Annotated in this window: 11 protein-coding genes; 2 read left to right on the top strand and 9 right to left on the bottom strand. The window is 61.6% G+C overall.

Annotated features, from left to right (window positions below; all coding sequences use genetic code 11):
- Window positions 1-26 precede the first annotated feature (26 nt).
- Both ACZ5IL_RS10420 and ACZ5IL_RS10415 read right to left on the bottom strand, forming a co-directional pair.
- Window positions 27-398, bottom strand: coding sequence for a DUF2946 family protein (locus ACZ5IL_RS10420; protein WP_464596711.1), 372 nt, complete (start codon window positions 396-398; stop codon window positions 27-29).
- A 119-nt stretch (window positions 399-517) separates the two neighbouring features.
- The gene (locus ACZ5IL_RS10415; RefSeq protein ID WP_464596710.1) at window positions 518-1,621 is read right to left on the bottom strand and encodes a Ppx/GppA phosphatase family protein; all 1,104 of its coding nucleotides are present in this window, start codon (window positions 1,619-1,621) and stop codon (window positions 518-520) included.
- Window positions 1,622-1,973: 352 nt separating this feature from the next.
- Between ACZ5IL_RS10415 and ACZ5IL_RS10410 the strand changes: the two genes are divergently transcribed.
- The gene (locus tag ACZ5IL_RS10410; protein ID WP_464596709.1) at window positions 1,974-2,447 is read left to right on the top strand and encodes a YaiI/YqxD family protein; all 474 of its coding nucleotides are present in this window, start codon (window positions 1,974-1,976) and stop codon (window positions 2,445-2,447) included.
- Window positions 2,448-2,451: 4 nt separating this feature from the next.
- Window positions 2,452-4,266 (top strand): ABC-F family ATP-binding cassette domain-containing protein, encoded by a 1,815-nt coding sequence (locus ACZ5IL_RS10405; protein WP_464596708.1) that lies wholly within the window; start codon window positions 2,452-2,454, stop codon window positions 4,264-4,266.
- 8 nt (window positions 4,267-4,274) lie between these two features.
- Here ACZ5IL_RS10405 and ACZ5IL_RS10400 read toward each other — a convergent pair whose 3' ends face one another.
- The 7 genes from ACZ5IL_RS10400 to ACZ5IL_RS10370 form a co-directional block, all read right to left on the bottom strand.
- Window positions 4,275-5,501, bottom strand: coding sequence for a BaiN/RdsA family NAD(P)/FAD-dependent oxidoreductase (locus tag ACZ5IL_RS10400; RefSeq protein WP_464596707.1), 1,227 nt, complete (start codon window positions 5,499-5,501; stop codon window positions 4,275-4,277).
- A gap of 30 nt (window positions 5,502-5,531) precedes the next feature.
- Window positions 5,532-6,008: a MaoC family dehydratase gene (locus ACZ5IL_RS10395; RefSeq protein WP_464596705.1), complete on the bottom strand. Its 477-nt coding sequence runs from the start codon at window positions 6,006-6,008 to the stop codon at window positions 5,532-5,534.
- Window positions 6,009-6,078: 70 nt separating this feature from the next.
- On the bottom strand, window positions 6,079-6,978 hold the full coding sequence (gene mmsB, locus ACZ5IL_RS10390; RefSeq protein ID WP_464596704.1) for a 3-hydroxyisobutyrate dehydrogenase: 900 nt from the start codon (window positions 6,976-6,978) through the stop codon (window positions 6,079-6,081).
- Between the two features lie 33 nt (window positions 6,979-7,011).
- The gene (locus ACZ5IL_RS10385; RefSeq protein ID WP_464596703.1) at window positions 7,012-8,082 is read right to left on the bottom strand and encodes an enoyl-CoA hydratase/isomerase family protein; all 1,071 of its coding nucleotides are present in this window, start codon (window positions 8,080-8,082) and stop codon (window positions 7,012-7,014) included.
- The gene (locus ACZ5IL_RS10380) at window positions 8,079-9,224 is read right to left on the bottom strand and encodes an isobutyryl-CoA dehydrogenase (protein WP_464596702.1); all 1,146 of its coding nucleotides are present in this window, start codon (window positions 9,222-9,224) and stop codon (window positions 8,079-8,081) included. The genes ACZ5IL_RS10385 and ACZ5IL_RS10380 overlap by 4 nt, the downstream gene beginning before the upstream one ends.
- Before the next feature lie 16 nt (window positions 9,225-9,240).
- The gene (locus ACZ5IL_RS10375; protein WP_464596701.1) at window positions 9,241-10,734 is read right to left on the bottom strand and encodes a CoA-acylating methylmalonate-semialdehyde dehydrogenase; all 1,494 of its coding nucleotides are present in this window, start codon (window positions 10,732-10,734) and stop codon (window positions 9,241-9,243) included.
- Between the two features lie 95 nt (window positions 10,735-10,829).
- The gene (locus ACZ5IL_RS10370; protein ID WP_464596700.1) at window positions 10,830-11,999 is read right to left on the bottom strand and encodes an acetyl-CoA acetyltransferase; all 1,170 of its coding nucleotides are present in this window, start codon (window positions 11,997-11,999) and stop codon (window positions 10,830-10,832) included.
- Window positions 12,000-12,151: the final 152 nt, after the last annotated feature.

The following is a 12,151-nucleotide window of genomic DNA, read 5'->3' as shown; positions in this document are numbered from 1 at the left end:
CACGGCGATCGTGCGGATTTGCTGAATCAGGAAATAGCCGGAGGAGCACGCGCCTGCGCGTGGGAGGCAACCGCGAATGGCGGCAACCCGAATCCCTGGCCGCGCCAGACGACGGCGGTTGCGTCACGTGCGAAGCTGACAGCAGCCGCTTGCGGGTCGGGAGGTGGGGTCGCGGCGTGGACGACACACAATGTACAGCAGACGCCTTGCGTCTGCTGCGGGTCGGTCTCGCGGTTTTGCGGAGAACTCGCATCCGCGGCGGCATGCGAACATATCGCACCCGCCAGCGGGTCGGCCGTGGTCTTGTTAAACGCCAGGCATGCGGCAATGGGTGCAAATATCTGCACCAGCATCGCAAACATGACGATCGGAAGAAATCGCCCCAGCCGCCGACGCATAATCCCCAGCCTTTCGCTGCCGGGAACTATCATGCCCGAATTCAAGTGTCTAGACGACACTCTCGACTTCGATCGATAGAATTCAGATCGGTGGCGGCCGCTCGGGATAGATTACCGGGTCACGCCCGGCAATCCGGAGAAACATCCTTTTGGTTGTCAGCTCCGTTGAGTGCGCCATCCTCGCGCATCATTTCGACCAGCATACCCTCCCGCAGACCACGATCCGCTACCCGCAGACGCGGCAAGGGAAAGGCTCGTCGAATGGCATCCAGAATGGCACAGCCCGCCAGAACCAGATCGGCACGCTCAATCCCGATGCAGCCGTTTGCCACCCGTTTTTGATAATCCATGCCGCAGAGCCGCGCGATGACCTGGGTCACCTCGATATCGTTCATCCAGATACCGTCAACCTTGCGGCGATCGTAGCGCGCCAGGCCGAGATGGAGACCGCCAAGCGTCGTCACCGTGCCCGAGGTGCCGAGAAGGTGCATTCCATAGAGATCGCGGCCATGGGCAGCCGCAAACACCGCAAGATGGCCGGTGACCTCATTCACCATGGAAGCGTAAGATTGCGGCGTTATGTCGTGCCCGCCAAAACGCTCAGCTAGCGTTACGACACCAACCGGAAGCGACATCCAAGCCATGGTGCGCAGGTCGCCTTCGCGACGGCGTTCTATGCGAACGAGCTCCGTCGAGCCGCCGCCGATGTCGAACAGGATCGCGCCGCTCGCTTTCGGATGAACCAGCGGCGAGCAGCCGATTACCGCAAGTGCGGCTTCCGTCTCCCGATCGATCACCTCGAGCTGAATGCCCGTGGCGGCAGCAACGCGGCTGCGAAAATTCTCGGCGTTCGACGCCGCCCTGCACGCCTCTGTCGCGATCAGCCGCAGGCGGCCCGCTTTCCTGACGCGGATCTTGTCGCGGCATATAGCGAGCGCGGCAATAGTCCGCTCGATCGCCGCCTCGCTGATATGCCCGGTCGATGAGATGCCTTCGCCTAGCCGGACAATTCGCGAAAACGAATCGATCACACGAAAACTGCCGCCTGTCGGAGAGGCGATCAGCAACCGGCAATTGTTGGTGCCGAGATCGAGGGCAGCATAAACGCCGGCATCGGCGCTCGGCGAAAAACGGATAGCGCTCGCCGCGGTCATCGCGGCTTCCAATCCCAGAAAGCTGTCGCGCGATCCGGTATCAACGCAACGCTGGATATCATCATCCATGTATCCGTCATTCCGCGGCCACTCGAGCGGCCTACGAGACAATATTTTTCCCGGAAGTTTAGCAGCGCAAACCGCGAGCGCAACCGCCCATACCTCCTAGATCAAGGTCTTTCGGATCGCCCGGACGATTTGACCGGCAGCAAACAGGAAAACATCAAAAGCCAAGCGCAATTTTACAACTTCCCCGCTCTATTGCGTCGCAAAATCAATTTGTACAACCACAGATATATCGTTGACGGCAGCATGCACCCTCTTGTGCGCCAATCGGAGGCTTTGGCTCGCCCGCTCGCAATCCTCCCTCACATGGAGTAACACGCGCTGCCATGATGTCCGCGCAGCCGATGATCCGCCATTGACCTCCATTCGCATCTACGTTGACGCCGATGCGTGTCCGGTGAAGGACGAAATTTATCGCGTCGCGGTACGTCACAACGTACCTGTCGTCGTGGTCGCAGGTACGTATATCCGTGTGCCTGACGACCCCTTGATCGAGCGAATTGCGGCCGGGCCGGGCATGGATGCTGCCGATGACTGGATCGCAGAACGCGCCGGCAAGAATGATATCGTCATCACCGCGGATATTCCGCTGGCGAGCCGCTGCGTCAAGGCGGGCGCGAGCGTGATCGCGCCGAACGGAAAGCCATTCACGGAGCAGTCGATTGGGATGACGCTCGCAGTCCGCAACCTGATGACCGACCTACGCGCGAGCGGCGAAGTGACGGGCGGCCCGCGCTCGTTCCAGCCACGCGACCGCTCCGCATTCCTGTCGGAGCTCGACAAAGCCATCCGCCGTATCCAGCGCACCTGCGCGACACAGCAGAGCTGAGACGATGGCGCCGCCGCTGATTCAGCTGAAAGATATCGCACTGACATTTGGCGGCACGCCGCTGCTGTCCGGCGTCGAACTCACGGTATCGGAATCCGAACGACTTTGCTTGGTCGGTCGTAACGGCTCCGGCAAATCAACACTCTTGAAGATCGCGGCAGGCCTCATGGCGTCTGATGGCGGCAGCCGCTTCGTGCAGCCCGGCGCCACCGTACGTTATTTGCCGCAGGAACCGGATTTCTCCGGCTTTGAAACCACGCTCGCCTATGTCGAGGCTGGGATGGGCCCCGGCGACGATCCCTATCAAGCGCGCTATCTGGTCGAACAGCTCGGCCTCACTGGCGCGGATCATCCCGCGCATCTTTCCGGCGGAGAAGGCCGGCGCGCTGCGCTGGCGCGCGTGCTGGCGCCCTCGCCCGACATCCTGTTGCTTGATGAACCGACCAACCATCTCGATCTCACCACCATCGAATGGCTGGAAGGTGAACTCGGCGCGCGGCGCGGCGCGCTGGTTCTCATCAGCCATGACCGGCGCTTCCTGGCCAATCTTTCGCGCAGCACCGCATGGCTCGATCGCGGCCGGGTCCGGCAGATCGACCGGGGCTTCGGGAATTTCGAGGAATGGCGCGACGAGCTTCTGGCCGAAGAGGAGCGCGACCAGCACAAGCTCGACCGCAAGATCGTAGCCGAGGAACACTGGCTGCGTTATGGGGTCTCGGGCCGTCGCAAGCGCAACGTCAAGCGGCTCGCCGGGCTTCATGAACTGCGCCGGCAACGCCGCGATTATCGCGGCACGGCCGGCAGCGCGAACCTCGCCGCGGCCGAGGCCGACAAGTCCGGGAAGCTCGTCATCGAGGCAAAGGGCATCGGGAAGTCCTATGAGCGAACGATCGTGGATCAGTTCTCAATCCGCATCCAGCGCGGCGACCGTATCGGCATTGTCGGCCCTAACGGCGCAGGCAAGACCACGCTGATCAACATGCTCACTGGAGCCGAGATGCCAGATGGCGGCACGATCCGGCTCGGCGCCAATCTCGAAATGGCGACGCTTGACCAGCACCGAGAAAGCCTCGACCCGAAATCGACGCTCATGGAGGCGCTGACCGGGGGGCGCAGCGATCACGTCATGGTTGGTGGAAAGCCGAAGCACGTCGTCAGCTACATGAAGGACTTCCTGTTCGCCCAGGAGCAGATGCGAACTCCGCTTGAGGCGTTGTCCGGCGGAGAGCGCGGACGCCTGATGCTGGCACGCGCGCTGGCAAAGCCATCCAACCTGCTGGTGCTGGACGAGCCGACCAACGATCTCGATCTGGAAACGCTCGACGTGCTGGAGGACATGCTCGGCGACTACGAGGGCACCGTCATCCTCATCAGTCACGACCGCGACTTTCTGGATCGCGTTGTGACCTCGGTGATCGTCCCCGAAGGCAATGGCCGCTGGATCGAATACGCCGGCGGCTACACCGACATGCTGGCGCAGCGCGGCGCCGATCTGAAGCGCGAGGCGCCGAAATCCGCTCCGGCATCTGAGACAGAGCGTTCTGCAAAGGACGCACCTGCAGCCACCGCCCCTGGCAAGCGACGGCTCAGCTTCAACGAGAAACATGCGCTCGAGACGCTGCCGAAATCCATCGCAAAACTTCAAACCGAGATCGCAAAGCAGCAGCAACACCTTGACGATCCAGACCTCTATGCGAAGAATCGCGCAGCCTTTGACAAGGCTTCCGGTGCGCTGGCCAAGGCACAAACAGAGTTGCAATTAGCTGAGGATCGCTGGCTCGAATTGGAAATGCTCCGCGAGGAGATCGAGGAAGCCTGAGAGCCAGACTAATGCCGCAACCACTTCAGCGCACCTCGCCCGGCTGCCGCACCGGTCGCGAACGAGGCCTGGAGCAGATAGCCGCCGGTCGGCGCTTCCCAGTCCAGCATTTCCCCGGCGGCGAAGACACCCGGAAAACTGCGGATCATGTAGTCGCCGTCAAGCTCGCTGAACGCAATTCCTCCAGCGGAGGAGATCGCGCGCGCGATCGGCGCGATGCCCGTCAGCGTGATCGGAACGGCACGGATCGACGCGGCAAGCGATGCTGGCTGCGTTGATCCCGGATGCTGAACCATCGCCGCTTCCTGCAATAGTCCGATTGCGACCGGCGCAAGGCCAGCGGCTTTGCGTAGCCAATTAGACATGGACTGTTTTCCGCGCGGCGCGTTCAACCGTACGGCGAGTCGATCCGTCGGTACATCAGGCCGGAGGTTGATGTGCAGAACGGCGTTCCCCGCAACGTTGATGTGTTCGCGCAGCATCGCAGAGAGGGCATAGATTCCTCCACCCTCGATGCCGTCACGCGTGATGAGCACCTCGCCGCGCACCGTGTGCGGACCGAACGACAGCGCGACGTTCTTCAGCGGCTGGCCTTCGAAGCGATCACGGAAGATACCGCTCCATGCCACGGTAAACGCGCAGTTGGCCGGTCGTAGCGGCGACAAGGCGATCCCTCTGGACTCGAGCTGTTCGACCCACGCGCCATCAGAGCCAAGTCGCGGCCAACTCGCGCCACCAAGCGCCATGATCGTCGCATCCGCTGCCACCACGCGCTCGCCATCAGGCGTCTGAAACTTAAGGCGGTCGTCGTGGTCCCAGCCAATCCAGCGATGCCGCAACGCCAGCGTCACGCCAAGAGAATCAAGCCGCTTAAGCCACGCACGCAGCAACGGAGACGCTTTGAGCGCTTTCGGAAACACGCGGCCGCTTGACCCAACGAAAGTCGGTTGTCCGAGATCGTCGGCCCATTTTCGCAGCGCCTCGGGCGTGAACGCGTCGATGACCGGCTTGAGATAGGGTACGGCTCCGCCATAGCGCGCGAGGAATTGCGGCAGCGGCTCGCTGTGCGTCAAATTGAGGCCGCCGCGGCCTGCCATCAGAAGCTTGCGGCCCGCCGACGGCATGGCGTCGAACACGGTCACGCGCACGCCCCCGCGCGCGAGAACCTCCGCAGCCATCAGGCCGGCGGGACCAGCGCCCAAAATCGCAGCTTGGGTTTGGAGGACGTCACGCATCGAAAAAAGATGTGCCCTAGTTCCGCGCCGTCAGGAAAAGTACAGGAGAGCAAGCCAGTCGGCGGCGAGCGCCAACCGCTTCTCGTCCTCGATCTCGACGCTGACGGCGGTGCGCGACAGCAGTTCGCCGGGCTTGCGAAGCGTCGCCTCGGTGAGTGTGAAACGGCCCCTGACGCGCGATCCAGATTTGACCGGCGATATGAAACGGAGCCGGTCAAAGCCATAGTTCACCCGCATGGTCACACCAGCGACCGGCGGAATCACCTCATGCGACATGACACTGAGCAGCGACATGGTCAGGAAACCATGCGCAACGGTCGTGCCGAATACTGTTTCCTTGGCCCGCTCGGGGTCGACGTGGATAAACTGACGATCTTCGATCACGTCGGCAAAGAGATCGATCCGCTTCTGATCGATCAGGTGCCATGACGAAACGCCGATCTCCTGGCCGATCATTTGCCTGTAGGCTTCGAGCGAGACCGATGGTTGCTTCCAGACCTCGTTCACAGCTTACGCCTCCCCCGCATTTGACCCGAGCCCTGAGCTCTCGAAGTTTTAGAAAGTCACCCTCGCGTCGTCATCGGCCACCCAAGTTTTCCGCAAGGGCGCGGATATGCCGGATGATTCCGGAGAAATCGACCCCCCCGTTTCCGGCCGCATCGAACGCCTTGTAGATGTCCTGCGCGTGCTGTCCAAGCGGCGTCACCACGCCGCCGGATTTCGCCGCCTCCTGCGCAAGCGTCAGGTCTTTGAGCATCATCGCCGAAGCGAAGCCCGGCTTGTAGTCGTTATTCGCGGGCGAGGTCGGAACCAGCCCCGGCACCGGACAGTAGCTCGTGAGCGACCAGCACTGGCCCGACGCGGTCGAGGCGACATCGAACAGCGCCTGATGAGACAGGCCGAGCTTTTCCGCAAGCACGAAGGCCTCGCCCACTGCGATCATCGAAACGCCCAGGATCATGTTGTTGCAAATTTTGGCGGCCTGCCCCGCTCCGTCACGGCCGCAATGGATGATCTTCTTGCCCATCGCTTCAAGAAACGGCTTCGCCGCCTCGAAGGACTCAACTTCCCCGCCAGCCATGAAGGTCAGCGTCGCGTCGCGGGCGCCCGCGACGCCTCCCGAGACCGGCGCATCGACCGAATGCAGAGAAGCCCTGGCCGCCAGCATATGGACCCGCCGGGCGCTTTCGACATCGATGGTCGAACAGTCGATCATCAGCGCACCCCTGGTGGCTGCGGGCATAACATCGGTCCAAACCGACACCACATGCCTCCCGATCGGCAGCATGGTGATGATGACGTCCGCGTTTGTCACCGCAGCCCTTGCGCTGCCGGCAATCATCACGCCATTCGCCTTTGCCGCATCTCTCGACGCCGGAACGAGATCGAAACCGGCTACCTTGTGGCCGGCCTTGACGAGATTGGCCGCCATGGGTCCACCCATGTTGCCGAGACCGATGAACGCAATGGCCGCCATACTGCCTCCAGTCGAAGTTGCTTGTTCTTATATCTAGTTGAACACAAGTTCGTCCCCGCCGACATTCGCAAAGTACGGCGCAATCATCTCCGGTGTAATCTCCTCGATCGTCGACGGCGACCACTTTGGATTTCGATCCTTGTCGATGATCGCAGCGCGAACGCCTTCGCGAAAATCGTCGCTCGTAAAGACTGCGAGCGCGGCACGATATTCTCGTGCAAGGCATTCCTCCAGCGTGGCCGAGGCGCGCGCAAGCCGCAGCAACTTTAACGTCACGGTAAGGCCGCGCGGCGATTTCTCGTTGAGAGTCTTGAGGGTCGACCGCGCGAGTTCGGACCCGTCGCGTTGCAGCGCCGCCATGATATCGTCCATTCGACCATGGGCAAACCATGCATCGATCCGCGGCCGGATGGCCGCGACAGAACTGCCAGCATCGCCATTCGTAAAGACTGCGATCGTTGCTTTCACGCGGGCTGAATCCGCACTAGCGCCGAGATCGATCAGCGCTTCGCGCAACGCGGCAAGTTTTCGCGACGGCACAACCACATCGGCGAATCCTGCGTAGATCGCATCTGGCCCGTTCATGTTCTGGCCGGTCAACCCGAAATAGGTCCCGATTTCACCAGGCGCACGCGACAACAGCCAGGTTCCTCCGACATCCGGAAAGAATCCGAGACCAGCCTCCGGCATTGCGAGCCTGGTTCTCTCGGTGACGACGCGGTGCCTACCATGCGCCGACAATCCGACGCCGCCGCCCATCACGATGCCGTCCATGAAGGCGACATAGGTTTTTGGAAATTTTGCAATCCGGGCATTGAGCAAGTATTCCTCGCGCCAGAACTCCTTGCCGAGATCGCCCCCGACATTCGCACTCTCCCAGAGCGAGCGAATATCGCCTCCCGCGCACAAGCCGCGCTCGCCGGCACCCTCAAGAAGAACCAAACCAACGGCAGGGTGTGCCTCGAACTGGTCCAGCGCCTTGTGCATCTGGCGAAACATTTCCAGGGTGACGGCATTGATCGCCTTCGGACGATTGAGGCGAACAACGCCCACGCTCCCCTCGCGACGTACGATCAGATCCGGCTCGTCTGCAAGACCCCTCATCGCGCACCCTCGATCAGCTTGCGTGACACGATCACGCGCATGATCTCGTTGGTGCCCTCGAGAATTTGATGGACGCGCAGATCGCGCACGATCTTCTCGATGCCGTACTCGCTGAGATAGCCGTAACCGCCGTGGAGTTGCAGCGCTTGATTGGCGACATCGAATCCAACATCCGTGGCGAGCCGCTTTGCCATCGCGCACAGCATGGTGGCGTCAGTATCCTCCCGATCCAGCGCGGAAGCCGCACGCCACAGAAACGTTCGCGCCGCTTCCAGCTCGGTCGCCATGTCGGCGACCTTGAATTGCAAGGCCTGGAATTCGTCAAGCCGCTTCCCGAAAGCCTGGCGCTCCTTCATGTAAACGAGCGTCTTGTCGAGCGCCGATTGCGCGCCACCGAGCGAACACGCGGCGATGTTCAGCCGCCCGCCGTCGAGTCCTGCCATCGCGATCTTGAACCCGACGCCCTCGTCGCCAAGACGGTTTACGACCGGCACCCGCACGCGCTCGAAAATCACCGCCCGCGTGGGCTGCGCGTTCCATCCCATCTTGCGTTCGTTGATGCCGAACGAGACACCCGGCGTATCGCGTTCGACCACGAGCGTCGAGATGCCGCCAGGCCCGTCATCTCCGGTGCGCACCATCACGACGTAAAGGTCGCTCGCGCCGGCGCCCGATATGAACTGTTTCTGTCCGTTGAGGACATAGTGATCTCCGTCGCGCGTCGCGCCGGTCCGTAAGGCAGCCGCATCCGATCCCGCGGCAGGTTCAGTCAGACAATAGCTCGCCAGCAGCTCCATGGTGCAGAGTTTCGGCAGCCATCTGCGCCGCTGCTCGTCTGAACCATAGGCATCGATCATCCACGACGCCATGTTGTGGATCGAGATGAACGACGATACGGTGGGACAACCCTGCGCCAGCGCCTCGAAGATGAGCGCGGCATCAAGCCGGCTCAAGGCTGAGCCGCCGACATCATCCCTAATATAGATGCCACCGATACCGAGCGCCGCTGCCTCTCGCATCGTCGCGACCGGAAAGTGCTTCTCCTCATCCCATTTGAGCGCGAACGGCGCGATCTTCTCAGCGGCGAAATCGCGCGCCATATCGCGGACAGCGATCTGCTCCTCAGTCAGCGCGAACTGCATACGCGATCCCTGCCGGTCACTTGCTGTGGAACGCGAACTGCGTCCCTTCCTTGACGCCGGAAGGCCAGCGCGAAGTGACGGTCTTGGTCTTGGTGTAGAACCGAATTGAATCCGGACCGTACTGATTAAGGTCGCCGAAGCCCGAGCGCTTCCAGCCACCGAACGTATAGTAGGCGACCGGCACCGGGATCGGCACGTTGATGCCGACCATGCCCACCTGGACGCGCGAGGCGAACTCGCGCGCAGCGTCGCCATCGCGCGTGAAGATCGCCACGCCGTTACCGTATTCGTGCTGCGACGGCAGCGCCACCGCTTCGTCAAAATCATTGACGCGCACCACCGAGAGCACGGGACCAAAAATCTCTTCCTTGTAGATCCGCATGTCCCTGGTGACGTTGTCGAACAGGCAAGCACCCATGTAGAAGCCGTTCTCGTAACCTTGCATTTTGAAGCGGCGACCATCGACCGCCAGCGTGGCGCCTTCCTCGACGCCAATCTCGACATAGTTCCTGACACGCTCCAGCGCCGACCTGGTGACGAGCGGACCGAAATCGGCGGACGCATCGGTGGACGGTCCGATCTTCAGGTTCTCCACGCGCGGGATCAGCTTCTCCATTAGCCGGTCGCCAGTTGTTTTGCCGACGGGCACCGCGACCGATACCGCCATGCAGCGCTCACCGGCTGCGCCATAGCCCGCCCCCACCAGCGCATCCACCGACTGATCCATATCAGCGTCAGGCATGATGATCATGTGATTCTTGGCGCCGCCAAAACATTGACACCGTTTTCCCGTCGCGGCGGCACGAGAATAAATGTAATGCGCGACTGAGGAGGAGCCGACAAAGCCGACGGCAGCGATATCGGGATCGTCAAGAATAGCGTCGACCGCCTCCTTATCCCCATTCACGACATTAAGAATGCCGGACGGCAAACCGGCCTCGAACATAAGTTCGGCCAACCGCATGGGCACACCTGGATCGCGCTCGGAGGGTTTCAGGATGAAGGCGTTGCCACAGGCGACGGCCGGCGCAAACTTCCACATCGGAATCATCGCTGGGAAGTTGAACGGCGTGATTCCAGCGACGACGCCGAGTGGCTGGCGCATCGAATAGCTGTCGATACCGGGACCGGCGTTCTCGGTGAAACTGCCTTTCATCAGCTCGGGAATGCCGATGGCGTATTCAACGACCTCCACGCCGCGGAAGATGTCGCCGTTGGCGTCGGGAATGGTCTTGCCATGTTCGCGGGCGAGCAGTTCTGCCATCGCATCATTGTCGCGCGCCACCAGTTCGAGAAACTTGATCAGCACGCGGATGCGGTGCTGTGGACTGGTCGCTGCCCACGCCGGCTGCGCAGCCTTGGCATTCTCCACGGCCTCGCGCAATTCAGCTTTCGATGCCAATGCGACCCTGGCCTGCACCTCGCCCGTCATCGGCTGATACACGTCGGCGAAACGTTTCGATGCACCCTTGACATTCTTGCCGCCGATAAAGTGCCCGATGGTACGCATGCTCCCTCCCGGCTCGTTTGCAAGAGTCCAGTCGTGACATCCTGATCCGTATATTCCCATTCGCTGCGCGTCTTGAACGATGCGCGCTTTAGAAACTATCGAACCGGCTCAAGGATCGAAACATAGTTCGCAACTGCCGTGCCACCCATGTTGAAGATGCCGGCGAGTTTGGCGCCTCTGATCTGCATGCCATCGGGTGCCTCGCCTGCGAGTTGCATTGCGCTCATCACATGCATGGAAACTCCGGTGGCGCCGATCGGATGACCCTTGGCCTTCAGGCCGCCCGACGGGTTGATCGGCAATCTGCCATCCTTCTGCGTCCAGCCTTCCTTGATGGCGCGCGCCCCTTGCCCCCTGGGCGTCAGACCCATGGCCTCGTACTCGATCAGTTCGGCAATGGTGAAGCAATCGTGAGTCTCGACAAAAGAGAGATCGGACAGCGCAACGCCGGCCTTCGCCAGCGCCCGCTGCCAAGCCACCGTGCAACCCTCGAACTCGAGAATGTTGCGCCTCGACATCGGCAAGAAATCCTGCGCGTGGCCGGTCCCGCGGATGCTGATCGCCTTGCGCGCCGACTTGGCCATGTCAGCATCCATCAGCACCAACGCGGCCGCGCCATCCGAAACCAGCGAGCAGTCGGTGCGTTTCAGCGGCCCCGCCACGAACGGGTTCTTCTCGCTCTCGGAACGGCAGAAGTCGTAACCGAAATCCTTGCGTATTTGCGCGTAAGGATTGGCGACGCCATTCTTGTGGTTCTTCGCTGCGATCATCGCCAGCGCGTCCGAAGAGTCACCGTATTTCTGGAAATAGGCTTGCGCGATCTTGCCAAAAATGCCGGCAAAACCGCCGACGGTATCGCCGTCTTCGGGCAGATAGGAGGCGCGCAGCAGATTGCGGCCAATCTCCGGACCGGGCGTCCGCGTCATCTGCTCAACGCCGACCACCAGCACGATCCTCGCCGCACCGGACGCAATCGCGCGGACACCATGATGCACCGCCGCCGACCCGGTGGCGCAGGCATTCTCCACGCGCGTCGCCGGCTTGAAGCGGAGTTCGGGATCAGCTTGCAGGACGAGAGCCGCGGTAAAATCCTGTGGTGAGAAACCGGCATTGAAATGCCCGAGCAAGATCTCATCAACCTCGCCTGCGGAAACGCCGGCATCGGCCAACGCGTCGGTTGCCACCTTCACCACAAGGCTTTCGACCGTCTCGGTGTCCAGTTTCCCGAACGGCGTATGCGCCCATCCCACGATGTTGGCGGTCATGGTCCTGCTCCCATGTGCTGGCCCGTATCTCTTTTAAAGCGGGATGCGAGCGGATCGTCACCACGCACATTCCTCTTCCCGCTCTGGTCGTATGCCGAGATATAGTCTGTCGGGAACGCAGGTTTCAGGGCGATAGTGGGATTTTTCACCAT

Source organism: Nitrobacter sp. CN101 (assembly GCF_055390255.1).
This window is presented reverse-complemented; position numbering and strand designations above follow the sequence as displayed.